Below are 26,509 nucleotides of genomic sequence, written 5' to 3'. Positions count from 1 at the left end.
AGGGGGGGTGAGGTGACGGTTAGAAAGTGGTACGGATGCCGAACTGCACACTGCGCCCCGGCGCCGGTGCGATGTCGCGCAGGATCGAGCTGGCATAGCGCACGGTCTGGTTGGTCAGGTTCTCGCCATTGACGAACGCCAGCCACTGGCTGCCGCCCACATTGAAGCGATACCCCGCGCTGGCGCCGAGGGTGGTGTAGCCATCGGTGCCGCTTTCGTTATCCGGCACACGCCCTTGGCCTGCGGCATGTTCCACGTCGATACGCGCTTGCCAGCGATCCAGTTCCCACAGCAAGCCGCTGTTCAAACGCAATGGCGCAATGCGCGGCAAGGCTTCGCCGGTGTCCAGGTTGGTGGCGCGGGTGTAGTCGCCCGACAGTTCCAGCGCAAACTTACCGTAGGCGCCTTCGCCGAGCTTCCAGTGATCCTGGGCTTCGAAGCCGGCGAAACGTGCGCGCACACCAGAATATTCGTACTCGGGAATACCTCCCGCGTCCTCTTCGCCTTCATCGTTCAGGGTACGACCCGTGCCCAACAAGCCGATGTAATTGGAGAAGTGGCTATAGAACACGCCGAAGCTGCCCTTGTGGGTGCCGTTGTCAAAGCGCAGGGCCAGGTCGCTGGACACGGCCTTTTCTTTCTTCAGGTTGGCATCGCCCAACTCGTAGGTACCGGTGGCAACGTGGGCGCCGTTGGCGTACAGCTCGTAAAAGGTCGGCGCGCGTTCGGTGTAGCCGAGGGTGGCAGCCAGGGACCAGATCGGCGTGAGGGTGTACACCGCACCTGACGACAGGCTACCGGCGGTGAAGTCACTGCTCTTGTCGGCATTGGCAAAACGCTCGTTGCCTTTGGCGTTCGGGTCGACGCTGGTGTGTTCCAGGCGTGCGCCGAGGCTGAGTTTCAGGCGTTCGGTGGCTTGCATTTCTTCGAGGATAAACAGCGCGCCGGCGTTGGTGTCGGTCTGCGGCACGAAGGCTTCTTCGCCCAGGGCCGAGAACTCGTTGCGGGTCACTTGGGCGCCGACCACGCCATCGAATGGGCCAATCGGCTGGTGACGAGCTTCCACCCGCGCTTCATAGCCTTTGTTCTTGAAGGTGGTGCCGGTTTCACCGCCTTCGATTTCGCGGTGTTCGTAGTCGGTGTACCCGGCGTCGATTTTCACCGAGGTAAACGGCCCTTGCAGGTTGCGAATCTCGGAGGCAAAGGCGTAGTGGTCCTGTTTCATGCGGATGCGCACATCCTGCTCGGCGGGTGAGCCGTAGTTACTGTCGTAATTACTGTAGGACAGCCCGGCATAACCATCGTCCCAGGTGTAGGAACCGCCCACCGCGCCGCCGTCCTGGCGCCCATTGCTGTTACCCAGGCGCCCGTTTTTGCCGGGTCCGTTTTCGCTTTCCGGCGCGTGGCGGCTGCGGGCATAGCCTGGGATTTTAAGGTCGTTGAACTCGCGCGCATTGGCATCCAGGTGCAAGGCGAAGGTGCCGTTGCCGGCTTCCAGCTTGCCGGCGCTGCTGCGGGTGGTGTCGGCGCCGCCGTAGCGCAACTCGCCAGCGCCATGGATGCCTTCGATGGCTTCGGTGGGGATGCGATTGTCGAAGGTGTTGACCACCCCACCGATGGCGCTGCCGCCGTACAGCAGGGCTGCCGGGCCCCGCACGATTTCGATGCGGTCAACGTTGATCGGGTCCAGTGGCACCGCGTGGTCGTAGGACAGCGACGAGGCATCCAGCGCCCCCACGCCGTTACGCAGGATGCGAATGCGGTCGCCATCCTGGCCGCGAATGATTGGGCGGCTGGCCCCCGGGCCAAAGTACGAAGACGACACGCCCGGCTGCTTGTTCAGGGTTTCACCGAGGCTGCCTTTTTGTTGCAGGGTCAGGTCATCGCCTTCCAGCACGGTGGTGGGCGAGGCGAGTTGTGTGCTGCCCAGCGGGTTGCCGGTGACTACTTGGGGTGGCAGTTCAAGGGCATGGGCCTGGGAGCCAATCAACAGGGCGGCGGCGAGGGGCGACAAGCGCCAGAGAGAAGGCAGCGACATCGGAAATTCCTGGGCAAAATGACTGATAATTTAAGTTACAATATAACATCTCTTTTCTGTGAAAAAGGGGAACTTTTCCTGGCGGGCTATATTCAATGCGATGCTTCCACCTGCTCGCCCCGTCGGCTAAGGTGCGCGGCTGTGTTCCTCTTTTTGCAAAAGGCCCGGCATGACCGCGACAAGCAACGACCCGCTCCACGGTGTGACCCTGCAGCACGTGCTCACCACCCTGGTGGAGCATTACGAGTGGAGCGGCTTGGCCGAGCGCATTGATATCCGCTGCTTCAAGAGTGACCCGAGCATCAAGTCGAGCCTGACTTTCCTGCGCAAAACCCCGTGGGCGCGGGAAAAGGTCGAAGGCTTGTACGTCAAGCTGATGCGTACCAAACGCCCACTGGATTGAGTGCATGAAGCGCTTTGTTGCGGCGGCGGCGTTGGCCGGTTGGGTGGGGTTGGCGATCCAGCAATACCTGATTCTCTATTCGCGCTGGGCCAGTGGCGCGAGCTTGCTGGGCGGCCTGATCAGTTTCTTCAGCTTCTTCACCGTTCTGACCAATACCTTGGTGGTCGTGGTGCTCAGCTACTCACTGGTCAAGCGCGACTCAGCCGCCAAGCGGTTTTTCCTCGCGCCTCGCATCAGTAGCGCGATTGCCGCGAGCATCGTGGTGGTGAGCCTGGCCTACAACCTGCTGCTGCGGCATCTGTGGAGCCCGCAAGGCTTTCAATTTATCGCCGATGAATTGCTGCACGACGTCATGCCGTTGTTGTTTGTGGTGTATTGGTGGCGGTGCGTGCCCAAGGGTACGTTGCGGCTCAAACACATTGCCGGCTGGGTGATCTACCCATTGGTGTACTTCGGTTATGTGCTGCTGCGGGGGCATATGCTCGGGCAGTATCAGTACCCGTTCATGGATGTGGACAGCCTCGGTTATCCACAAGTGTTTGTGAATACCGGAGGGATTTTGGCAGGGTTTATCGTCATTGGGCTGGTGATCGTTGGCCTGGACAAGCGCCTCAAATCACCCTCGATTTAAAGTGAGCACCATTAAGGTGGGAGCTGGCTTGCCTGCGATAGCATCACCTCGGTGTAACTGATAAACCGAGGTGCTTGCATCGCAGGCAAGCCCCACCTTTATTCTTCTTCGCTGCCCTCAGCACGCCAGTAACCCACGGCCTTGAGGTATTCCTCATTGACCTTGTGCGTATCCAGCAGCACCCGCCGTACCTGGCGTGACAACTTGGTTTCGGTGGCGACAAAGCTGTACAGCGTGCCGCTGGGCAGCGTCAGGTTGCGCACCACGTCGAGCAGGTCATCCTGGCCGCGCATCACCCAAATAATCTCGACGTCCGCCGCGCTTTGCAGCGCTTGTTGCTCCGCCGCATCGGCGATTTCAATCACCGCCAGCACCTTGCGCCCGGCCGGCAGTTCTTCCAGGCGTCGACCGATGGCGGGCAGGGCGGTTTCGTCGCCGATCAGCAGGTAGCTGTCGAAAATGTCCGGCACGATCATTGAGCCTCGTGGCCCGCCGATATACAGGTGCTGACCGACCTGCGCCTGCTCGGCCCAGGTAGACGCAGGGCCATCGCCATGCAGCACGAAGTCGATATCCAGCTCGCCGATTTTCAGGTCGTAGCGTCGTGGCGTGTAGTCGCGCATGGCCGGTTGCGGGCCGTCGCCCTTGATGGCGAACGTCGGGCTTTCCAGCGCCGCTTGCTCGGCGGCGTTCTGCGGGAACAGCAGCTTGATGTGATCGTCGCTGCCCAGGCTGACAAAGCCCGCCAGCTCAGGCCCGCCCAGTGTGATGCGGCGCATGCGCGGGGTGATGTCCACCACCCGCAGCACTTCCAGGCGGCGGCGTTTTATTTCATGGGTTACGCGGTGAATAGCTTGTGTGTTCATTGGTCTGTCCCGTCGGCAATGGCTTGGGCGGTGCGATTGAGTAGCGCCGCAACACGAACGATTTCCTGCGGGCTCCAGTGCCCGTTGTGCGAATGCAAGGCGTGGCGCAGGTTATGCACCGCTTCGTGGATTTCAGGTGGGCGGTCGTGGCCGCGCAGTGAGCGTTTGCTGACGTCGATGCGCATGCGCACGCCGTCCAGAGCAACGGCCTGCTCACTTAGAAAGAGACGACCGGAGTCGGTGATTGTGTAGTGCTTTTTTCCGCCTTCGGCATTGCCGCTGATCAGCTCGCTTTCTTCGAGGAAGGTCAAGGTCGGGTAGATCACGCCGGGGCTGGGGCTGTAGGCGCCGTCGAACAGGCTTTCGATGCGGCGGATCAGGTCGTAGCCGTGGCATGGTTGTTCGGCGATCAGCGCCAGCAGCAGTAATTTCAGATCACCCGGTGCGAAGACGCGAGGACCGCGACCGCCACGTTTTTCGAATTCACCGCGAGGTTCGTTTCTCATGCAGTCTCTCCAGACAGGTTTAGATATAACTTAAGATATATCTTAACGTGACGATAGGGCTTGGCGACCAACGGTCGTCGGCGCCTTTTCCGGCAGAGGACCTTGGAATACGTGGAATACAATTAATTTTAGAGTCATAACTTTAATTAGAGTTTAAACTCAGTTAAGTTTATGTCCGGCAGCTTGTTTGTGGTATTTTTCTGAGCGAAAGTTCTTTTGGTTGGCCCTGTTTTTTGTGTTGTAGTCTTGTTCTTACAGCTAATTTAAAAGTTTTGGCAAAGTGCCATGTTTTTCTCTCAATCCCTGATTAATAGGGCTACGCAGGCGTGAGAGGTTGCCTGCATACCTACTGTTGTTTTGAGTTGATCATTGTTTGGCGTTGCAACTAACGGCGGCGCGTTCGTTGTTAAGGCGGTTACTTGGCGACGAATCACTCAATGTTGATAACTACAGGTATTGACCATGTTCAAGAAGTTTGCGATTGCTGTTCCCCTGGCTGTTATGGCGCTGTCCTCCTCGGTAACAGCTTTTGCTGCCGGTGAAGCCAGCCACACCGTCAACATGAAGGCCACCATCCCGACTACCGTGTTCCACGCCCAGCCGCGTGACCCGAACTGGGGTCGCGATGAAACCATGACCTACAACCTGGTCAGCGGTGAGCTGGCGCCGTTGAGCGCCATCTACGACATCAAGAACACCAATGGTTCGGTTCACGCCTACATCGAAGGCGGCCCGGCCGTGCTGTTCAACGGTGACCCAAGCCAGAACATCCCGCTCACCACCACCCTCAATGGTGTGACCCTGACCGGCACCCCACAGGAAGTGGTCAACGAAGCCGACTCCACCCCAGGCGTAGGTGCGGAGATGCGCATCGTCGCAGCCAAGCCTTCGGCGACTCAGCGCGGTTCGTACACCTCCGTGATGCCAGTGGTCTTCGATGCGGTACTGCCAGTAGCGCCTTGATGCCACTTAATGCCCGCTTGGCGCGGGCATGACTTTTCAGGTCGGCGAATGCCTCCTCCGTTCGCCGGCCTGGTTTTCGATTCTGGTCTCCTGGCATTCAGAGTATCCGTTCATGTTCCCGATGACGCCTATCGCGGCTGCGCTTGCGCTGCTGATATGTACGAGTGCGCTGGCGGCACCTGCTGCTTCCGGTGCAGCCACGCCCGGCAGCCTGATCACTCAGGCCCAAGGCTTGCCCGCAGGCTTTGCCGATCACTTTTTCGATGTACCCCTGGCGGTGCGCGTAGACCTGGACCACCAACTGCTTGGCGAAGCGCTGATCGTGCTGTCCCGGGATGACCGCGTTACCCTGCTCGAATTCACCGACACCGGCGATAGCAAGGTGCCGGCTGCCACCCGCGACACCTGGCAAGGCCTGCTGGAAAAAGGCGTGGCGTTGGGCGCCTGTACCCAGTCTTGCCCGCAAAAGATGATCTCTGCTTACTACAATCTGGAAAGCTCGCAGTTGTCGATCCTCACGCAGGACGTTGAACTGAGTAGCGAAGCCCCGCGCTTTTACGACCAGCCCGACGGCGGCAGCCTGGGGTTGATCATCAACAACCAGCTCAACCTCAATGGCGGTCAGCAAGACAGCCTCGGCGGCCGTTATGGTTTGCAAGCCAGTTCCAGCGTGGGCAACTGGAGCCAGGTGTTCAACCTGCAACTGGCGCGCCAGAGCGGTAATGACCAACCCATGCGCCACGCGATTCATGAGCTGTATACCCAGCGTGAACTGGAAGGGCAATTTTTTCGCCTCGGCCACTTCACCCCCAATTCCGATGGCCTGACCCGTCAACTGCGCAGCTTCGGCGCCAGCCCCGACACCGCCTTGGGCATCATGTACGGCAGTTCCGACAGCCTGGCGATCAACAACCCCAAGCCCAGCGTGTACCCGATCTACGTCACCGCCAACCGTCAGGCAGCGGTAGAGATTTATCGCAACGGCTTGTTGATCAACACCCAGGCCGTGGCCGCCGGCCTGCAAACCCTGGACACCCGGCCACTGCCCGGCGGTATCTATGAAGTGGAAGTACGCCTGGTGGAAGACGGCCTCACCACCAGCACTACGCAGGAGCTGGTGTACAAGCCCGGTAACTGGCGCAACGCCGAAGACCGCTGGCGCTACAACCTGTTCGCCGGGCGCGAAACCAAGCTGTTCAGCAACTGGGACGAGCAAGCCTCGGGTGCGGTGACGGCCGGCGCGTCGCTCAATTACCTGCTCCACCCGCGGGTGATTCTTGGCCTGTCGGCCCGCCAGGTGCGCGAGCAACTGCAATATGGCAGCTCGGTGGACTGGACCGTTGCCGACAACACCAGCCTCTATGCCAATGTTTATCAAACCCGTGAACATGGCACGGGCCTTGACCTGCAAGGGCTCTACAGCTTCGGCGCGACCAACCTGGTGTTCAGTCACAACCGCAGCTGGCTCGACACCCGCGACACCTACGAAACCCTGCCCGACGGCACGCGCCTGCGGCGCAACACCTTTGTCGGCCAGGCCAGCAATTCGGCGTTGTCGGTCAACCATCGCCTTGATGCGAAAAACACTTTGAACATGCGAGTGTCCCACAGCCAAGGCAACGTCGAAGGTGCGGGGCTGGACCTGGGCTGGAGCCGTCACGACAGCTTTTTCGGCAGTGATGCCAACTGGCGTTTCTCGGTGTTCGACCGCCCCGGCAGCGCCGGCACCAATGACCAGCGCAACCGTGGCGTGGATGTGAGCCTGAGCGTGAACCTGGGCAGCGATGGCCGGCAGATTTCCGGCAGCATCGGCACCCGCACCGCCCGTGATGGCGGCCGCGATAACAATGCGTCGATCACGTATCGGCAGAACCTCACCGACCATGTGCTGCAAAGTGTCTCGGCCACGGCGATCACTGATACCTACGGCGTCGGCCTGTCAGGCATGGCCAACTTCAGCACCGACGTGGTCAGCGGCGACGGCTTTGTGCAGCGCAGCTCCTTCAATGGCGATTTCAGTGGTGGCTTGAACCTCAACAGCACCTTCGTCGCGGGCGCCGGGAAAATGCTGCTCAGCAGCCAGTACCAGGGCAACGGCGCGGGGATGATCATCGATGTGGAAACCGACCTCGACGAGATCGCCCTGCGCGCCGACGACCTGGGCGGCGGCAGCGCGGTACTGCGTCCGGGGCGCAACTACGTGCCGGTCTCGGCCTACAAGAGCAGCAGCGTGAGCTTCGACTTCGAAGGCAACCACCCGCCGGCGGCGAACATCCAGCCCGCACGCTCCAGTTACCACCTGAACAAGGGCGGCGTGGACTACCGCAAGATCACCGTGATGAAAACCGTCACCGTACTCGGCCGCCTGCTGGATGAACGCGGCGCGCCGCTTAAAGGCCATCACGTAATCAATCACGCCAGCCGTGGGGTCAGCGAAGTGGACGGGTTCTTCTCCATGGAGATGAGCGCCAGCGCGCCGACCCTGCAGGTGCGCTACCAGAACCAGTTGCTCTGCCAGTTCCGCCTGGACCCGAGCACTGCGCCGGATGAAAACGACGTGCTGATGATCGGTGATCTGCGCTGCACGCCGGACACGCTGGCCGAAGCTAACCACAAGGGCGAAACCGCCGGTTGACGGCGGTTGAAACGGGAGTTCATGACCTTGATTACCGCAATGAAAAAACGCTTGGGGCTCTGTGCATTCGCGCTGGTTTTGGGCGCTACCTACAGCTTGCCGGCACTGGCTATCGTCGAGCAGATCACGGCGGTGTTTCGCCCCGATCCGGCCAACCCAACGAGCAATAAATTCGTCAATACCACGCCGCAAAGTGGCTTGTGTCCCTGGCACGTTCCAGCCAGGTGCGAGGCGGTCAATACCTTCAGTATTCGTAACAGTTCGTTCCGGGCCTATTCCAATGGGCCGATACCGGCGTTTCCGGAGGATCCGCGCCAGAGCGCCTATTTCAAGGTGCCCTCGGCATTTCGCGATCTGCAAGTGACTCACACCGTCACCGGTCGTGCGGAGACGGTACAGATGCGCATTGCCGGTATTGGGGGACGGTGGAATGTCTCTTATCCACCGGGTGTGTCCGGCTGGGCCACGCCAGGCGTGGGCTGGAACGCTTATTGGCGAGGGGCGCCGGCACCGTGCTTGCCGATCAATTACATGGCGGCGGGACAAGCGTATGCGCTTTTTTTCTGGATCGTTCCAGAGAACGCCGGAGCCTGCAGCGTTACAAATGGTATGGAAATCGGGCGGATGAGCTACAGCACGCTTGAGTACGGCTACGAACTCAAGACACCAAACCCTCTGGGTATGGACGCTGGTACTTATGAGGGTTCCATCACTTACACCATGGGCCCGGGCGGCGATATGGATTTCGGCACAACCATGATCCCCGACGAAAACACCCTGACCTTCAACTTCATCTTGTCGGTGGAGCACGTGCTCAAGATTGACCTGCCGGCGGGCGGCAATCGCATCGAGCTGTTACCCGAGGGCGGTTGGCAGGCCTGGCTCAACCAGGGGCGGCGCCCCTCGCGGCTATGGCGTGACCAGACCTTCGCAATCTCCGCCAGCTCACGTTTCAAGATGACCCTGGAGTGCGGGCTGGTGATCGGCAACACCTGTGGCCTGCGTAACAACGACGGTGACGAAGTGCCGCTTCAAGTCGCCGTGAGCCTGCCCTATGGCTTGCGTGATCAGCACGACCAGGGCGTGAACAAACTGCCCCTGCGCCTCGACGGCGTCGGCACCGAACTGTTCCAGCCGTTGCAGTACGTGAACAACCGCGAGGGCAAGTTGCATTTCGAGGTGGGCAAGGATGACGTGGCCGACATGCTCAAGAAACCCGGCAGCACCTATTCCGGCGTGGCCACGGTGATCTGGGATTCGGAAGTCTAGGCGAGCCCGGCTCGCATATCGGCTCCCTGTGGTGGGCCGCGTTCAATCAATAAGGCGTAATCAAACATGAAACAAGCAGTGTTAGGGGCTGGGCTGTTGCTGATGTCATTGGCGGCGCAGGCCGGGCCGGCGATCAATGTCGGCGTGGTGTATGACTACTTGGAGGGCGACCGCAGTTCTTATCTCAAGCGGGTGTTCAACGGCGGCACCAGCACCGCCTTTATCAAGGTCAATGTGCTGGAAATTGTCTATAACGCCGACGGCACGTCCAGGGAAATCCCGGTGGCCTCCCTGACGGATGACAAGGGCGCCGCCACCAGCCGCGACGGCCTGATGGCCAGCCCGGCGCGGTTGATCGTTCCGGCGGGCGGGCGCCAGGGGACGCGCTTGCTGTACATGGGCGAGCGCGACAAGGAGCGTTACTTCCGGGTGCGCTTCATCCCGGTGGTGCCGGAGAAGGAAGACGACTTCGCCGTGACCGACGCCGAGCGCGACGAGTACAAAAAAGATCTCGCCGCCGGCGTCAACGTCATGGCCGGTTACGGCACGGTGTTTTTCGTTCGGCCCAAGGACACCCGCTTCGATACGAAGGTCGTCGAGACCGCCGACCAGTACACACTGCGCAACGCCGGCAACAGCGTGGTGGTACTCGATGAGTTCCGGGACTGTTCAGCGGCGAAAAAAACCGACTGCGAAGCCACCACCAAGCACCACATTCTGCCGGGGCGCCAATGGCAGCTTGAGAAGAAGCCCGGGCGTGAATACCGCTTCCAGATGATCGAAGGCCGCGACAAAACACCGATGACGGTCAACAGCAACGGGTGATGACAATGTTCAAGCAACTGACGGTATGGGCGGGGCTGGTCGCAACGTTATTCATCGGCGCGCCGGTACAGGCGTTTCAGGAACGCCAGAGTTTTGATGTGTCGGTCACTATTCCGATCCACGAAGCCTATGTGCTGCCCTCCGAACCCGACTGGATGGCGCAGGACCAACTGCTGGCATGGGACCTGGCGACCTCCAGGCTCGGGCGCCTGCGCAAGAACTTCGACGTGAAAAACCTCAATGGCGGCGTAGCCGCGCGGCTGGGGGACGTGCCCTATCTGTTGAGCGGCCGCGACCGTATTGATTTGCGCGTGCTGTTCAACCGGGTGCCCCTGACCCTGGACTCGACCCAGATACTCAGCGCTGACGAGGCGGGCATGGGCCGGCGCGTCGAGCTGGAGATTGCTCCGATCGAGCCGCAGGGTGGATACCAGGGCGGGTCCTACTACGGCACGGTGCACCTGATGTTTGATTTTCTGGCGCCTTGACCGTTTGGGCTCATTTCATCGAGCTGCTGGTACTTCAGGTCGAAGGTGTTGCCGTTGTTCCATTTGGCGGTGGGGTTCTGCTGCTCAAGGTAACGCTCCCAACCTTCTCAACCGGGCTACCAGCGTACTGCGATAGGCCAGATGAATACCGGCCTCGTCGTCCGATGTGAGCCGGTGCTGGTCCAGCTGCGTGCGGGTAGCGGGGCTCGAATAACAGGGTTGGGTTGTCTGTAAGTCAGATGACTTACCCTAATCACGTCCATGAAAGCATGGGTATCTACACAACTTTTTGGTGCGACGCCGGACCTGTGGGAGGGGGCTTGCCCCCGATGGCGGCCTGGCAGCCGGTCAGGATGTTGGATCGGATCGAGTACATATCCATTCCTGCGGTAACGGCCACTTAGGGTTCCGCTTTTACAGCGGGTCACTTTTGGAAAAGAGCCCCAAAAGTAACCAAAAGGGCTCTTGCCCCACCACTCGGCACCTCGCTTAGGCTCGGTGTGCCCGTAATCCGCCAGTGATTTGGGGGGCCGCCGCCACGCGCCATCCATGGCGCGGGGCGGCTAAACCGGCATCCCTGCCGGTTTACCCCCCAAATCCCTGTCGAATTCCGGCCAGCGTGGTTTGACGGGGCGCCTAAGATCAAGATCAAAAGCAGAGCAAGAGCAAGAGCAAAAGCGGCTCGCTTCGCATCGTGGGTACGGTTGGCAGTGGCTACAAAAGTTGTGTAGATACCCATGCCCATGAAAGGCCAGGCATACATAACCACTGCATCGCAGTTTGCGCTGCACGTTCATTTACCGATGCTGCTCACGCAGGCGTTCTGCTCGTCGCCTTGCAGGTATGGCATCAATAGGGGCGCCATGCCTTTAAGCACCTGCACCGGCAGCGCCGAGGTGAAGGTGAAACCCTGCGCCGAACTGCCGGGCACGAAGGCGGTGAGCGTGCCGAAGTGGCGCTCGCCGATATAAAACACAAAGGTGGCGGTGCGGTTGATCGCTTTGGAGCTGAGAATGCGCCCGCCGGCACCGATGGCTTCGATACGATTATCGCCAGTGCCGGTCTTGCCGCCCATGGCCAACGGTGTGCCGTCGGCGTGTTTGAAACTGCCGGCGACGCGTTTGGCGGTGCCGGCATCGACCACCTGGGAGAGCGCGCCGCGCAGGGCCGTCGCCACCTCGGAAGGCATCACTCGGCGGGCGCGGTCGGGGGCGTTGATCAGGCGGGTGTCATAGGGCGTACCGGCAGCAAAGTGCAAGCTGTCAATGCGCAGCACCGGAATGCGTACGCCGTCATTGAGGATGATGCCCATCAACTCGGCCAGCGCTGCCGGGCGGTCGCCGGAGCTGCCGATGGCGGTCGCCAACGATGGCACCAGATGATCAAACGGATAGCCCACCGCTTTCCAGCGCTGATGAATCTCCAGAAACGCTTCGATCTCCAGCATGGTGCGGATACGCCCGTCGCGGGCGCTCTGATGGCGGCTTTTGAATAACCAGCTGTAAACCTCCTGGCGTTCGAACTGACTGGCTTTGACGATCTCGCTGAACGTCGCGTCCGGATGGTTGAGCAGGTAGCCCATCAGCCACAGGTCCAGCGGGTGCACCTTGGCGATATAGCCTTGGTCAGGCAAGTCATAGGCGCCTGGGCCGTAGCTGTCGTACAGCGTGTCGAGGCGTTTGTCGTTCAGCGTCTGCTGGCCTTTGGTTCCCGCCAGGCGCGCACGCAGGAAGCTGTTGAAACTCTCGCGGCTGGCGTCGGGCAGCAGGTATCGGTGCACAGCCGCCAGGCGGATCGGCGTGGGATGCAGACTGTCGAGGAAGGTTTCCAGGCGCGCCTGGGTGTCTTTTTTCTGGTACTTCTTCCAGAACTTGAGCAAAAAAGCGGTGCCTTCGCGGTCGGCGAATTGCGCCAGGTATTCCTGGCGGCGTGGCTCGCTGTCGTCCTTGAGCAACTGCGCGCTGTTGTTGGCGCTGGTGTAGGTGACGTAGCGCACCAGGTCGCGCATCAGGCGGATGAACGGCAGGTTGATCGACTCGCGCAGGGCATCGCGCAGGCTCGGGTTGCGGCCGTTGTCCTGGTTGCGAAAGTTATGGAAGCGGTGCAGGCCGCCACCGGTGAAAAAGCTTTCGCCGGGGCTGGCCGAATAGGTGCGGTCCAAGGCCGCTTCGAGCATGTCTGCCAAGGATTTGCCGGGATTTTGCAGCAGGTAGTCCACGGCCCAACGGCTGAGGCGGTCCTGCTCGGCGACCTCGACTTTTTTCAACGCTGCTGGCGTCAATGCGCCGTAGCGCTCATGTAGCTCGGCGATGATTTGCAGGTAGGTGGTCAGCACGCGCAACTTGGCGGTAGAACCCAATTCAAGCTTGCTGCCCTCGTTGATGTCGAACGGCTGGTCGGTGTTGTCGGTTTGCACCCGCACGCGCGCGCTGTCGGCGGTGCGCTCGAACAAGGTAAAGCTGTAGCGCACCTGCGGCGTGCTGGCGGGGGTGAGCAAGCGCTCGCCCAGCAGCCCGATCTCTTTGGCATAGACCGGGTCGGCCAGTTGCTTGAGGTACGCGGTGATTTGCTCCTGCAGTCGGCCTTGCAAGGTGCTGGTGGCGGACAGGTCCAGGCGGTCGAGGTCGTACAGCGGGCGATCGAGCAGCGCGGCCAGGCGGCTGCGGGCCACGCTGATGCCTTTGTTGGCCTCGATCTTCTGGGTGGTCGGTTGTTGCTGCCAGTCGCGGTAGGTGACCTGGCTGGCCAGCGCTGCCTTCAATAATCCCGGCTCGATCACGCCCTGTTGCGCCAGCAGTCGCAGGTGACTGTCGGTCAACTGCGCCAGCTCATCGCGGCCCTTGGTCAGGTAGTGGGACGGGCGGCGCTGGGCGATCATCAGCGACAGCACTTGGCGCAACGCCAGGCCACGGGCCGCCAGGCTGGGCGCGGTGTTCGTGGTGTCGGCCAGGGCGCGGTTGACCTGGTTGAAGTCGGCGCCATACCACACCCGCAGGCCTTCGGCCATGCCGTGCACTTCGCCGTGGCCGGGCACTGCCGAAAGCGGCACGCTGTTGAGGTAGTCGCGCACCACGTTCTGCCGAGCGAGGAGGGTGTCGGGGCCGTGCTGATAGGCGCGCACACTGGCCGAGAGCATCTGGCGCAGTTTTTCGCTGCCCGACAGGGTCAGGCCGTCCGGCGAATGGCGGTACTTTTCCAACTGCGTGGCCAGGGTGCTGCCGCCCGCCGTTTGCCCCGGCAGGTGCAGCTGGCGCGCAACCTGTGACCACGCGGCCTTGGCAAAGCGCGGCCAGTCCACCGCCGGGTTGGCCTGGGCCGGCTGCGGGTCGAGCAACTCGCGGTTTTCGATAAACAGCAGGCTGCGCACCATCAACGGTGGCACGTCGCTGAACTGCGCATACAACTGCGTCGGGTAATTGAATTGATACAGCGGCGCGGCGCGGCAATCGGTGATGCTCAGCCCGGCCTGGATTTTTTCTGCGTAAGGAATAAACAGGCCGTGACGGCTGTAGTTCATCAGCGCCGCGGAGAAGCGTGCCTGGGACTCGATCACGTAATTACGCTTGAGCAGGCGCGGCAGGAAGTCGCCCAGGGCGCTGTAGCCCAGGCGCTGATCGAAGGGCCCGGCGCCGGGGTACAGGATCGCATCGCTGGCTCCGGGTTCGACGCGGTAGGTCAACTGCGCGGCCCATTGGCTGAGGGTGCGAGCTTGCCAGCGAGCGCTGTGCATCTCGCGCAACACGGCAAAACCCAGGGCGAGCAGCACCAGCAGCAGGATCAGCCAGAACAGCCGGCGCCATGGCCGGGGAGGTCTGAATTTTTTCGGCAATGGGGCGGGTGACGGGCTGTCGGCTTCAGCCTGGTGCGAGTCGGTTTGCCACAGTGCGCCCATAGTCGACTGATCCATTCCTACAGATTGATCGGACTTGTCTGAAGCGTAGACGCGAATTGCCTTGCCCATGAAGTTTGTCGACGGGGCAGCACACAGCGCGTCATGGCAGGCGTTAATTGTCTAGGCCAGCGGGTCGCTCGGCGGCGGTTAGCGTTTGATTTTAACTGCCCTCAGAGTATCAACATGACCGCTTCCACCCCTCCAGCCGACTCACAGCACCTCATCACGAGCGAGCAAATCGAAACGTTGTTTCGCGAGCCGCCGTCATTGCTGGCGGTAGCGCAAGAAAGCGCCCAGGCCTACCTTGACCAGCATTTTGCTGAACACAAATGGCAGGCCGGTCTGATTTATATCGCTGCGCCCGCCGACACTGACGGTAGCCTCGTTTACCAGGCCTTGTCCGAGTGGCTGCTGCAACGCCTGGCCCTCGCCGGCCCGGTGTTGCTGGTGGCGGACTATCACGTGGTCGCCCAACGGGTGCGCGAGGTGTTTGTGGAAGGTGGCCCGAGCCTGGTTGAACTGGAACGGCTGATCAACCGTTGCGGCGCACTGCTGTGGAGGACCTATGTGAAACGCCTGCAAGCCTGGTGGTCTGAAGAGCTGCCGGTGAACATGACGCGCTGGGGCTACCTGTCGGATGACCTGCTGACACTGCTATATGACTCACCCAAGCCGCCGGGATACAGCGAGGAGCAATTCGCCACACTGTTCCCCAAAACCCTGCTGCATCCGATTCGCCCGGATAACGAGTGGAGCGCCCACGGCGATGCATTGCGGGTGCAGGCGGTTTACCTGGCGGGGCCGCCCGTCGAGATGCTGCCGGTGCTGGTCCTTATTCACGGACAACAGCGCTTGCTGTTCAGCCCGGCCAGTGGCCTGCACCCGCTGCGCGAGGAGGACGAAATCGCTGCATGGTTGCCGGCTTTTGCTGAGGGCGCGCGCGTAGAGCAATGGTTTGCCGAGGACGTTGACAGCGATCCGTTCGACGCCCTGGCCGCGAGCTACCTGGCACGTCAACTGCGCGACATCGACCGGATCGACCGCAACCTGGCACTTGCACCGGGGCAGCATCAGGCGTTGCTCGACTACATCACCGATCCGCGACGCTGGTTCGTCGCCAGCCTGGGCGCACGTCAGCAAGCGCTGCGCAGCGCCATGCCGCTGTGGCTGGCTCACGCCGACGAGCAAGACAGCATCGCCTATGCGCGCCTGCTCCAGGCGCTGGTGGTGGCCCGCGAGCAAAATGGCGGAAAACAGTATCTCGACGGTATCGACTCGATCCGTCAGTTTGCCGATGACGCGCTCAAAACTTGCCTGCACGCTCAACCAGCGGCGCGCAAAGTGCTGCCTGCCGATGTTCAGCTGACCTTTAAACGGGTGATTGCCGCCGCAGTGCCGGTGCCGGGAGGTTTCATAGCGGGTGAAGTCGACCTGATCACCGTAAGCCTGACCGAACTGGCGCTGGAAAACCTGGCCGGGTTCCCTCACACCGTCACCAGCATCACGTTGAACGACGCCCCGGCGCCCGGTTGGTTGACTTACGACCTGCTCAGCGGGTGTGTGCAAACGGCTGACGTCGGCCAGGCTTACCCGGCTTTGTTGAAAAGAAAGCTGTTGGATGATCCAACCGAAAACGCTCGGCGCTTGCAGTTGTTCAAGCGCCAATTACGCGTGCAGTTGCCGATGCTGGCGTTGGAACTGAAGATCAAGGACGAGCACGGCCTGACGCTGGATGGCTTCAGGCGCGTGCAGGCTGCGCTGCAATCGCGCCTGGCCGATCGTACGGTACAGGACCAGGCAATGGCGCTGTGGCCGCTGGCGTTCAAGGCTTCGGCGGCTGCTGACGCCGATGAGGTGACCGCGCACTTCATCATTGGCCCAAGGGCCGGGCAGGCGGGCGTGCATCTGCTGTACCGGCCATTGCTCGAACCGATGTTGCAGGAGTACGCGTCGATCCACGCGTTGTTCGAGGCCATCAAGGCGCCAGGCCCATTACAGGACAGCGTGTTGACCTGGATCGCTCCGGCACGCCAGGCGGTCTACGCCAACGGCGGTTTCAATGAACCGCATATCCGTCGCTTTTTGCCTGGCGATGAGTTCGGCGTGTATGACAAACCGCCGGCGGCGCAACTGCACAAGCAGTTGGGCACGCAAGGCCCCTGCACCCTGGTGTTCAACGGCACGGCAAAGGCTCTGGTTGCCCTGGCTGACCGGCAATCGGTATCGAACGCCGAACAACGCTGGGCCCATATGAAAGAGGTAGGTTGGCTGTTGTTTGCCAGTGTTCTGCCGTTGACCAGCGGGCCGTTGCAATTGGGCGGATGGTTGGTGCAATTGGTCGACAGCCTGCAGCAGGATATTCAGGCCCTGGCCAGCGACGATGAACAGGCCAGGAACAAAGCCGTTACGGATGTACTGAGCAACCTGATGGCAATTCTTGCGCACCAGGCCACGCCCCACGCCCCCCATCAGGCGCTGCAACTGGAGCACCCCGTCTTTGCGCCGTTGGCACACGCCGAGCCCGCCGCGTCGGTGCCCGTTCGTGTCCCCGTGCCTGCAATGTTCCACACCCCGATCCGTTGGAGTAATGCGCGTAAAGACCTGACCACCGCGCAGAATGCTCGGGCACGCCGCCTGAGCCTCAGGGTTTTCTCCGGAGAATGGAGCAACGCCGAGCAAAGCGGCCCGCGCCAGGGTTTGGTCTATGACACTTCCTTTTCACCACCGCAATGGCATGCCTTGGTACGCGGGCACGTGTATCGGGTGGTGGACGAGGCCAATGCGGTGCGGGTCGTCAGCGCCGATGGCCGCGAGAAAGGTCCCTGGTTGAAATCCTTGGGTGACGGGTATTGGGATTTTGATGCGCGATTGCACTTGCCAGGGGGCAATGCCGATTCCGCGCTCGAAGCCGAACTGCAGGCACTTGAAGTGTCCGAGCCGAGCCTTGAACAGCAATATCGTGATGCTGGGCGCGCACGTGACAGGGCCGGTGCAGCCATGATCGTGGCGCGTAAGCTAGCGCGCGAATCAAAGGGCAAGGTTACCGAGGCACAGTTGGCGCAACTTGAGGAACGCTACCGCAAGGAAATGCAGAATAAGGTGACGTCCTCGCAACAAGAGCTGCAATTGCTGATGCGTTTGCGTGCGATCAAGCCACGGCCTCGGTATGAAGAAGAACTTTGTGAAGTGCTGGAATCACTGATTCTGGGCCTGCAATTACTGGATGCCGACACGCGTGAGCAGATGCTGCAGATCAATGCGCGCATCCGCCCTCTGCTCGATGTCCTGCAAGATGAGAGTGAGGACGAAGCCGGCTCCGATCTTAATCGCCAGGCCCATGCTGACCTGGACCGCAACATGCGTGAGCAAGTGGCAGCCGAGGAGGCGGCGATTCGCTGGCGCACGCTGGAAAAAACCTATATTGACCAACTCAGGGCAGTGCCGCGGCTTGGGCGCAACAAGGCCCGCGAGCTGCAAAATGACTTGGCTGAAAGGCCTTCGGTCCTGGATTTGCAAGCGTTGCAAGTGACCACACTGTGGGGCATCACCATTGATATCGAAGGCCCACCGCTGGAGGCGGAGTTTTTTGACAGCTTGAACCAGGTGATCAATCGTGCCCGCTGGGCCAGCCGCTCCCTGGCGGACCTGGAGCATCTTTCCATCGCGCGGGAAGAACGTGTAGAAGTGCTCAAAAGCCTGGGGCGCATCTATGCGCTCACCGACGACCACATTCAGTTCTGGCGCGCCATGGCGCCGGACACCTTTGACTTGGCCAATCTGCAAAAACTCCAGACGTTGCTGTCTGGCCTGCACCGTCAGGTTGAGGAGCAACTGGCTGACCTGCTGGACACCGCCCCCGGCGTGGTGTCGGTCAAGGCAGAGGCAGCAGGCTCGCGGCAAAAAAAGATCATCCGCACGCGCAACCGCGATGTGTATGTGGCCCGGGTCAAAGGCCCGACCGGCACCGCAGAGCTGGTGGACGACAAGGGCAGTGTGATCGCCACCTTCACCGAGGCCGACGACGGCGTATGGGAAGCGGTGGAACCGCCGGCCAAACCCCGTACGGCCAACCCGCAACTGGGAGCGCTGGTGAACAAGGGCCTGCGGCTGTTGGCAGGCGTCGACAACGCGATTGCGAAGGTGCAAGGCATGTCGGACAGGTGTGAGCCCGAATCCCTGCAAGCCCTGTTGGTGGCGCAAGCCAACAGTCGGCGTATGGTGGCGGCGGATATCGACAGAAAATTACGCAGCCTGGACGTGTCACGGCTGGCCGCCACCCAGCAGGCCAACGCCAGGGTGCGGGCCAGCGACTTGCGGGCCGCGGCGACGCGCCTGGAGGCGGCGGGTGTCGAGGCGCGTGTCCGGGCCAGCAAACTCAAGCTGACGCGGGCCGAAGATGTCGATTTCCTGCACGCGCTCAATGAGGTGCGCATCCAGCGACAAGGTGCCCGCGTACGCCTCAAGGGTAAAACCGTGGATTTTCTGCAAGTCTATGTTGTGCAGGATGCGCAAACGGCGCAGCCGCTGTGTTACGCGCACTTTCACTATGGAACCCGCCTGGGCCCGGACGATCACTACACCGCCGCCCACATCAAAAGCCCCGAGCAGCAGCGACTGGGGCGCCAGGCCCAGGCCGAAGCTGAAGCCCAGGCGTTCGCCCGAATGCGCAGCGGCCAGACCGGGCGCGTGCAGCAAACCCTGGACATCGACCGTGCGAGCATTTCCCGGCTGCTGGCCAGACGTTTGTTTTTCAGTGTGGACTGAACGGCACGCCGGCTCCCACATTTGAACGGCCTCGGGGTGCAGAACCGCGCCATCATGTGCTTGCCCCCAGGTGTCCCGATCCTGACCGGTTATGCAATACTCTGCGCCGTTTTGCGCCGGGAAGGCCGATCTAGACGCTTGGTGCTTGCACCGTCCAATCGGTTTTTCTCGGGGCTTATCGCCAAATTTCCCTGTTTATTGAGTGAAAAGACCTGACGTTAGCTTTTTATACTGCACGCCCGCTGACCTGTGCGCGTGAGTCGCACCAGGCGGATTTGCCCATGAGGCGAGTCCGGTCCAGCCGGTGTATCAGCCCATCCGCGGATACGCCCAGGCTCGGTGGCTAAATCCAATAACAAAATGAGGTTGTATTCCTATGCCTGTCGGCAAACCACTGCCCCCTGGCGAGACCGCTCAAGGCGGCCCGCTCAAACGCGAACTCGGCGAACGGCATATCCGCCTGATGGCGCTCGGCGCGTGTATCGGTGTGGGGCTGTTCCTGGGGTCGGCCAAGGCCATCGAAATGGCCGGCCCGGCGATCATGCTCTCCTACATCATTGGCGGCCTGGCGATCCTGGTGATCATGCGCGCCCTCGGAGAGATGGCCGTGCACAACCCGGTGGCCGGTTCGTTCAGCCGCTATGCGCAGGATTACCTCGGTCCATTGGCAGGCTTTCTCACCGGTTGGAACTACTGGTTCCTGTGGCTGGTGACCTGCGTCGCAGAAATTACCGCGGTGGCGGTGTACATGGGGGTCTGGTTCCCCGACACGCCACGCTGGATCTGGGCACTGGCGGCGCTGATCAGCATGGGCACCATCAACCTGATCGCGGTCAAGGCGTTCGGTGAGTTCGAGTTCTGGTTCGCGCTGATCAAGATCGTCACCATCATTGCAATGGTGATCGGTGGCGTCGGTATCATCGCCTTCGGTTTCGGCAATGACGGCGTGGCGTTGGGCATTTCCAACCTGTGGACCCATGGCGGCTTCATGCCCAATGGTGTGCAGGGCGTGTTGATGTCCCTGCAAATGGTGATGTTCGCCTACCTGGGCGTCGAGATGATCGGCCTTACCGCCGGTGAAGCGCGTAACCCGCAGAAGACCATTCCCAGCGCCATCGGCTCGGTGTTCTGGCGCATCCTGCTGTTCTACGTGGGCGCGCTGTTCGTGATCCTGTCGATCTACCCGTGGAATGAAATCGGCACCCAGGGCAGCCCGTTCGTGATGACCTTCGAGCGTCTGGGCATCAAGACTGCCGCGGGTATCATCAACTTCGTGGTGATCACCGCCGCGCTGTCGTCCTGCAACGGCGGCATCTTCAGCACCGGGCGTATGCTCTACAGCCTGGCGCAGAACGGCCAGGCGCCGGCGACGTTCGGCACCACCTCCAGTAACGGCGTGCCACGCAAGGCCTTGCTGTTGTCGATCTTTGCCTTGTTATTGGGCGTACTGCTCAACTACCTGGTGCCGGACCAGGTGTTCGTATGGGTGACCTCCATCGCCACCTTCGGCGCGATCTGGACCTGGCTGATGATCCTGCTGGCCCAGCTCAAATTCCGCAAAGGCCTGAGCCCGGCGGAGCAGGCGGCCCTCAAGTACCGCATGTGGCTGTACCCGGTCAGCTCCTACCTGGCGCTGGCGTTCCTGGTGCTGGTGGTGGGCCTGATGGCGTACTTCCCGGAGACCCGTGTGGCGCTGTATGTCGGGCCTGCGTTCCTGGTGCTGTTGACCGTGTTGTACTACGTATTCAAGTTGCAGCCCGCCGTCGCCAATAGCAGCGCGACCCGCTCCGTTTAAATGTGCGGGCTTGCCTGCGATAGCGGTGGTTCAGTTGCAGATTAATTGACTGGCCCGCAGCCTTCGCGAGCAAGCCCGCTCCCACAGGGGGATCTGTGCCGGGCGTTGATCCTGTGGGCAATACCCAACCAATGTGGGAGCTGGCTTGCCTGCGATAGCGGTGGTGCAGTTAAAAAGTCAGTGACTGACACTCCGCTTTCGCGGGCAAGCCCGCTCCCACAGGGGATCTGTGCCGGGCGTTGATCCTGTGGGCAATACACGACCAATGTGGGAGCTGGCTTGCCTGCGAAAGCGGTGGTTCAGTTGCCATCCTGGTGTCCGGCGGCGTCGCTAACTATGTAGTCGTGACGACGGCGCGGCTGGCGTAGCGTTGGTCCAGGCGCTTGTTCAGGTCCAGCCATGCCGCCAATAAGCCCATCAACACAGCGCCCGCCAAGGCCGTGGATAACTTGATCGCCAGGCTGTCGCCGGCCATGGCATTGAGCATGTCGGCCAGTGGCGCCAGCACCACGCCCAGGCAAAACACTTCCAGGGAGTAACGCCCCATCCTCGCCAATTGCAGGGCCAGCCACTGCTGCGTCCAGCCGACGTCGGGGAGCAATTTGGCGGTGACGTAGGCCAATGCCAGGAAGTGCAGCAGGCGCACCGGGGACAGGTCGGTCTTGCTGATGGGGTACAGCCATTCGCCAATTACGCGTGGCATCCAGGCGTCATGCACCTCGGGCCAGCGCCACGACAGGGTGATCACACAAGTCACCAACACGTAGAGCGCAGCGGCCACGAACAAGGGTTGGCGCAGCAACGGCCGCGCTTCGGCGCGGCTGGGTGAGCGCAACGCGGCTGCGCCGCCGAGGATGAACAAGCATTGCCAGGTGATGGGGTTGAAGTACCACACTCCGCCGTTGCTCGCGGGCAAATTCCAGCCCTGCCAGGGCGCCAGCAGGTACACCGCCACCGAGATCGCCACCATCACGTTGGGCACATACACCAGCAGTGGCAGGGTGAGCGGCAGGCTCAGAATCAGCACGATGTACAACGGCAACGGGTCGGTGAGGTTGGGCTTGAAGCGCAGCAGCAACTCATCCATCAAGGCCTGTTGGGTATCGCTGAGAAAATACCCCAGGCCCATTTCCTGCACCAGGTCGCGAGTCTCGATATGGCTGTTGGCGAAAATCACGATGCCCATCAACAGCGCCAACAGGAAAATATGCGCCACGTAGAGTGTCCACACCCGACGCAGGATTTTCAGGCAGGCGAAGAGATAGCCCTCGCGCTGCAGAATCTTGCCGTAGGCCAGCACGGCTGCGTAGCCGGCCAGGAACACGAAGATTTCCGCGGCGTCACTGAACCCGAAGTTCTGCACGGTGATGTTGGCGAGGGGGTTGTGAGGCACGTGATCCCAGAAAATGAAGATCAACGCCAGGCCCCGAAAAAAGTCGATGCGCGGGTCGCGTCCGTTCAGCATGGCAGCGGGCTCTTGAACAAGTTGTTTAATGACGATAGGTGAGCGCGGGCGTCGCCGCACGTCGGGCGGGCGGAGGTTGGCGGTATTTGTAAGCAATTGCAAAGGCTGGGTATTACTGAATGTCTCTAGAGATCAATGATCACCAGGGTGCCCTGGCTGCCGGCGAGCACACCGTGGGCAGTGCCGGCTTCCACCAGGTACATCTGGCCGGCGTCCACCCTGATGGCTTTATCACCGATGCGCAGGTGCAAGTACCCACTGATCACCAACAACCCTTCGTTGTAGTCGTGGGTTTCTTCCTCGTACGTCTGTTCATCCATGCGCAGCACTTTGATCCGCGCCGGGCCAACCTGGCCCAGGCGTGTGGATGTCCAACTGTCGGGCAGTTGCGCGGCGATTGCGGCGAAGTCCAGTAACGGCATGTGAATCTCCTTGTTTTCAACGATGCCGTCGGTGGTCCGGTTCAGCAGGCGGTGGGTCTTGTCAGAAAATGTCCATCAACAAGACCCGGCACGGCTTGGCTTGATGCTCATTGATCTGGGGCACCAACCGGGTGAAGTGCTCGGTCTGGCAGTGCGCATCCAGCGCCGCTTGATCTGGCCATTGCTCGATAAAAATGAAGTGCCCGGGGTCTTTTTGATCGATGAACAAATCGTAGGCGATGCACAGCGGTTCCTGGCGGGTTTTTTCCACCAGTTCAGCGTACCAAGGGCGCACGGTTTCCAGGTGTTCCGGCTTGATGAAGTCTTCAGCGATGACTTTCAGCATGGCAGGCGTCCTTCAGGCTGCTGCGGTTTCATGAGGCTCGAAACTGTCCGCCCGCGCCATCTGCCACATGCGCGAATAGAACTCGCCATTCACTTCACCGGTGAGCAACTCCCCAGGCTTGAGAAACACATGCAACTGAGAGAACAGCTTGATCTCCGTCGCCGACATCCGACGTACCAAATGCTTGGCCGACAACTGCGACGGATGCTCCAGCCCGGCGGCGGCGAGCATTTCTGCCAAAGCGTGCAGCGTGTTGCGGTGGAAGTTGAACACGCGCTGGGCCTTGTCCGGCACCACCAGCGCGCGTTGGCGCAGCGGGTCTTGGGTGGCGACGCCAGTCGGGCATTTGTTGGTGTGGCATGACTGCGACTGAATGCAGCCAATGGCGAACATGAAACCACGCGCCGAGTTGGCCCAGTCGGCGCCGATGGCCAGGACGCTGGCGATGTCGAACGCGCTGACAATCTTGCCGCTGGCGCCGAGCTTGATCTTGTCGCGCAGGTTTAGGCCCACCAGGGTGTTATGCACGAACAGCAGGCCTTCGCGCAGCGGTACGCCGATATGGTCGGTGAATTCCACCGGCGCGGCACCGGTACCGCCTTCCTTGCCGTCCACCACGATAAAGTCCGGAAGAATGCCGGTTTCGAGCATGGCCTTGGCGATGCCCATGAATTCCCACGGATGGCCTAAGCAGAACTTGAAGCCCACAGGTTTGCCGCCGGACAGTTCGCGCAACTGAGCGATGAACTGCATCAGCTCGATCGGCGTGGAAAACGCGCTGTGACGCGACGGCGAGATGCAGTCTTCACCCATCATGATGCCGCGGGTGTCGGCGATTTCCTGGGTGACCTTGTGCTTGGGCAAAATCCCGCCATGGCCGGGCTTGGCGCCTTGACTCATCTTGATTTCGATCATGCGCACTTGCGGGTTCTGAGCCTGCACGGCGAAGCGTTCGGGGTCGAAACGGCCGTCGCTGGTGCGGCAGCCGAAGTAACCGCTGCCCAGTTCCCAGGTAAGGTCGCCGCCGTTTTCTCGGTGATAGGGGCTGATGCTGCCTTCGCCGGTATCGTGGGCAAAGTTGCCGAGCTTGGCGCCGTGGTTGAGCGCACGGATCGCGTTGGCGCTCAATGAGCCGAAGCTCATGGCCGAAATATTGAACACCGACGCCGAGTACGGCTGTGTGCACTGCGGGCCGCCGACCATCACGCGAAAACTGCTGGGGTCGCTCAGTGGCGCAGGGCGCATGGAGTGGCCGATAAATTCGAAGCCTGACTGGTACACGTCAATCAGGGTGCCGAAGGGTTTGTCTGCCGTTTCGTTCTTGGCGCGCGAATACACCAGCGAGCGCTGGGCGCGGGAGAAGGGCAGGGCGTCGCTGTCGGACTCCAGCAGGTACTGGCGGATTTCCGGGCGGATGGTTTCTACCAGGTAACGGATATTGCCCAGGATCGGATAGTTGCGACGCACCGCATGGGGGCTTTGCAGCAGGTCGACAATGCCGATCAGGCTGAGTACGCCGGTTACCAGCGTGATCGGCCACAGCCATTCATGTTCGATAAAGGGGAGGCTGGCGAGGGTGAAAATGACGCACACAGCAAAGAAGGCGTAGCGGCTTAACAAGGACAGGCTCATACGGTTTCCTTGGGTTCGGACTCTTCAGGTCGATTAACCATTCTGCACCTATCGACAAAGCACGGACAAGGATTGATCGTCCAGTCAGCTATTTGAGCCTCTGCGTATTTGTACCGACAAAAAAACTATCAGCTTGATCAGGAACGTATTGCTGCCCCGTCACCATTCATTGAGTGTCTGGTTGTGACCGGGCGCTGTGAAGTAAGGACACTTTATCAAGAGGGAGTTTATAACGACCAAAACGAGTGACTTACCTATGACGACATCGATAGCGGTAGCGAATGTTTTTTCCAATGTCTGGAATTCTGCCCCCTCCAGCCACGATTGGAATAAAAGCCAGTTAACCGGCCCGCTACGGGAGCAAGTCGCCCAAGAACACAAACGCATTGAAGGCATCGAAAAACCTGAGCAGGATGTGAGCCGAAAGCCGGAGATCGCCACAGGCCGCCCACCGGGTGATAACCGCACCGCCGAACAAATCATCAACGATAATCCGATCCTCAAAAAACTGGGTCATCAAAAAGATATCAATCGCTCATTGGCTTACAAACTTCTTGGGGATTGGACGAGCAACAACAAAGACCCGGACGCACGGGCTGATGCAGCCTTCAACGCTGCGCGGGTGCTCAACTATATCGATACGTCCTTATCGGCTGACGGAGAACACCGAGGCAAGGCCCACGGCAATGGCGACCTTGAAGGCATTACCCATAGCGGCGACGCTCGGCACGGTACACCTGCAGGCGTGTGGAAAGACTTTACGGAGCAGGGTTATTTAGCCTTGCGTGAGCATCACCGTCTGGATAGTACCAGCGACACCCATGTCAGGAAGGACGGCACCAACAAAGATAACGTGCAATGGGCTGCCGGCGAGGCTGGAAAGAGAACCCGGTTTATCCCTGGACTCAGCAACATTCTTCTAGGTATTGGCGATTCGGAACCGGGAGTGATCGGAGCTATCAAAGGGGCCAAGGCGGGTTTTGACAAAACTCGGGCTGATGGTTTCGATGAAGCGCTCGCCAGCGCTACGAGAGGAGATCTTGTCGGCGTCGTTAAAGGGTATATCAATGCTGTGAAGAACAACGAAGCCAAGCCGAATGAGGCCCAGTCAGCACTGGATAAGATCAGCAGTTAAGCCAGTTTGGTTTTCAATGGTTGGACGCCCCAGGAAACGGATTTCCAGAAGGCCCCATAGCTCCTCGCGCTCTACCTTTATTGCAAGAGGTTCTCGTTTGGATGTTCGGTGTTGTGTTACTGTATAACAAATCAACCGCACCCAGACGCCCCGGAGGCCTCATGAAAGCTGGTATCCACCCCGACTACCGCACCGTGCTGTTCCACGACACCGCCGCCGATGTGTTCTTCCTCATCGGTTCCACCGCCGACAGTGATCGCACCCAGAAACACAGCGACGGCAACACCTATCCCTACATCCCCCTGGACGTCTCCAGCGCCTCGCACCCGGTCTACACCGGCCAGCAGCGCAAGACCCAGGCCGAAGGCCGGATTGCCGGGTTCAACAAGCGTTTTGCATCGTTTGGGTCGAGCCCGAAAAAAGCTGACGCATGA

The 26,509-nt window shown here is 60.7% G+C and carries 19 protein-coding genes; 11 read left to right on the top strand and 8 right to left on the bottom strand.

All coding sequences use genetic code 11. The features are described 5' to 3' along the window. Positions 1–19: 19 nt before the first annotated feature. The gene (locus HU730_RS07195; protein ID WP_096143392.1) at positions 20–2,038 is read right to left on the bottom strand and encodes a TonB-dependent receptor; all 2,019 of its coding nucleotides are present in this window, start codon (positions 2,036–2,038) and stop codon (positions 20–22) included. Positions 2,039–2,207: 169 nt separating this feature from the next. On the opposite strand from HU730_RS07195, the gene HU730_RS07190 reads away from it, so the two are divergent. Both HU730_RS07190 and HU730_RS07185 read left to right on the top strand, forming a co-directional pair. Then, positions 2,208–2,441 (top strand): VF530 family protein, encoded by a 234-nt coding sequence (locus tag HU730_RS07190; RefSeq protein WP_003188882.1) that lies wholly within the window; start codon positions 2,208–2,210, stop codon positions 2,439–2,441. A 4-nt stretch (positions 2,442–2,445) separates the two neighbouring features. After that, positions 2,446–3,072: a Pr6Pr family membrane protein gene (locus tag HU730_RS07185; RefSeq protein ID WP_186526466.1), complete on the top strand. Its 627-nt coding sequence runs from the start codon at positions 2,446–2,448 to the stop codon at positions 3,070–3,072. Positions 3,073–3,170: 98 nt separating this feature from the next. Here the strand turns inward: HU730_RS07185 and HU730_RS07180 are convergent, their stop codons facing one another. After that, positions 3,171–3,938, bottom strand: coding sequence for a siderophore-interacting protein (locus HU730_RS07180; RefSeq protein ID WP_072447586.1), 768 nt, complete (start codon positions 3,936–3,938; stop codon positions 3,171–3,173). After that, positions 3,935–4,444, bottom strand: coding sequence for a PadR family transcriptional regulator (locus HU730_RS07175; protein WP_186526467.1), 510 nt, complete (start codon positions 4,442–4,444; stop codon positions 3,935–3,937). The genes HU730_RS07180 and HU730_RS07175 overlap by 4 nt, the downstream gene beginning before the upstream one ends. 462 nt (positions 4,445–4,906) lie before the next feature. Between HU730_RS07175 and HU730_RS07170 the strand changes: the two genes are divergently transcribed. The 5 genes from HU730_RS07170 to HU730_RS07150 all read left to right on the top strand — a co-directional run bounded on the left by HU730_RS07170 (position 4,907) and on the right by HU730_RS07150 (position 10,624). After that, entirely contained in the window at positions 4,907–5,407 is a 501-nt protein-coding gene (locus tag HU730_RS07170) for a CS1 type fimbrial major subunit (protein WP_054897684.1), read from the top strand. 112 nt (positions 5,408–5,519) lie between these two features. After that, positions 5,520–8,042: a CS1-pili formation C-terminal domain-containing protein gene (locus tag HU730_RS07165; protein WP_186526468.1), complete on the top strand. Its 2,523-nt coding sequence runs from the start codon at positions 5,520–5,522 to the stop codon at positions 8,040–8,042. Positions 8,043–8,063: 21 nt separating this feature from the next. Next, a complete protein-coding gene (locus HU730_RS07160; RefSeq protein ID WP_054922508.1) occupies positions 8,064–9,311 on the top strand; it encodes a hypothetical protein in 1,248 nt (415 codons plus the stop codon). 66 nt (positions 9,312–9,377) lie between these two features. Continuing rightward, positions 9,378–10,136 (top strand): pilus assembly protein, encoded by a 759-nt coding sequence (locus tag HU730_RS07155; protein ID WP_072447588.1) that lies wholly within the window; start codon positions 9,378–9,380, stop codon positions 10,134–10,136. Between the two features lie 5 nt (positions 10,137–10,141). Further along, positions 10,142–10,624, top strand: coding sequence for a CS1 type fimbrial major subunit (locus HU730_RS07150; RefSeq protein ID WP_034127990.1), 483 nt, complete (start codon positions 10,142–10,144; stop codon positions 10,622–10,624). Between the two features lie 793 nt (positions 10,625–11,417). Here HU730_RS07150 and HU730_RS07145 read toward each other — a convergent pair. After that, positions 11,418–14,516 carry a transglycosylase domain-containing protein gene (locus HU730_RS07145; protein ID WP_186526469.1) on the bottom strand — a complete coding sequence of 1,033 codons (3,099 nt, stop codon included), beginning with the start codon at positions 14,514–14,516 and terminating at the stop codon, positions 11,418–11,420. Positions 14,517–14,699: 183 nt separating this feature from the next. On the opposite strand from HU730_RS07145, the gene HU730_RS07140 reads away from it, so the two are divergent. Next, positions 14,700–19,280, top strand: a complete 4,581-nt coding sequence (locus HU730_RS07140; protein ID WP_186526470.1) for a hypothetical protein — start codon at positions 14,700–14,702, stop codon at positions 19,278–19,280. Positions 19,281–19,656: 376 nt separating this feature from the next. Then, positions 19,657–21,075 carry an amino acid permease gene (locus HU730_RS07135; RefSeq protein ID WP_034126435.1) on the top strand — a complete coding sequence of 473 codons (1,419 nt, stop codon included), beginning with the start codon at positions 19,657–19,659 and terminating at the stop codon, positions 21,073–21,075. 334 nt (positions 21,076–21,409) lie between these two features. Here the strand turns inward: HU730_RS07135 and HU730_RS07130 are convergent, their stop codons facing one another. From HU730_RS07130 to HU730_RS07115, 4 genes are all read right to left on the bottom strand, one after another. Next, a complete protein-coding gene (locus tag HU730_RS07130) occupies positions 21,410–22,540 on the bottom strand; it encodes an OpgC domain-containing protein (protein WP_034126436.1) in 1,131 nt (376 codons plus the stop codon). Positions 22,541–22,665: 125 nt separating this feature from the next. Then, positions 22,666–22,962, bottom strand: a complete 297-nt coding sequence (locus HU730_RS07125) for a cupin domain-containing protein (RefSeq protein WP_186526471.1) — start codon at positions 22,960–22,962, stop codon at positions 22,666–22,668. 61 nt (positions 22,963–23,023) lie between these two features. Further along, positions 23,024–23,308, bottom strand: coding sequence for a putative quinol monooxygenase (locus HU730_RS07120; RefSeq protein WP_054897692.1), 285 nt, complete (start codon positions 23,306–23,308; stop codon positions 23,024–23,026). A gap of 12 nt (positions 23,309–23,320) precedes the next feature. After that, the gene (locus HU730_RS07115) at positions 23,321–24,940 is read right to left on the bottom strand and encodes an FMN-binding glutamate synthase family protein (protein WP_034126439.1); all 1,620 of its coding nucleotides are present in this window, start codon (positions 24,938–24,940) and stop codon (positions 23,321–23,323) included. 256 nt (positions 24,941–25,196) lie between these two features. Here HU730_RS07115 and HU730_RS07110 point away from each other — a divergent pair, with 256 nt between their 5' ends. Together HU730_RS07110 and HU730_RS07105 are read left to right on the top strand one after the other, a co-directional pair. After that, the gene (locus HU730_RS07110) at positions 25,197–26,075 is read left to right on the top strand and encodes a hypothetical protein (protein ID WP_052199946.1); all 879 of its coding nucleotides are present in this window, start codon (positions 25,197–25,199) and stop codon (positions 26,073–26,075) included. A 161-nt stretch (positions 26,076–26,236) separates the two neighbouring features. Beyond that, positions 26,237–26,509 (top strand): type B 50S ribosomal protein L31, encoded by a 273-nt coding sequence (locus HU730_RS07105; protein WP_034126440.1) that lies wholly within the window; start codon positions 26,237–26,239, stop codon positions 26,507–26,509.

The organism is Pseudomonas sp. SWRI22, assembly GCF_014268395.2.
GTDB classification, from domain to species: Bacteria; Pseudomonadota; Gammaproteobacteria; order Pseudomonadales; family Pseudomonadaceae; genus Aquipseudomonas; species Aquipseudomonas paracarnis.
The sequence above is the reverse complement of the archived record's forward strand: the minus strand, read 5'-3'. Positions and strand labels throughout refer to the sequence as shown.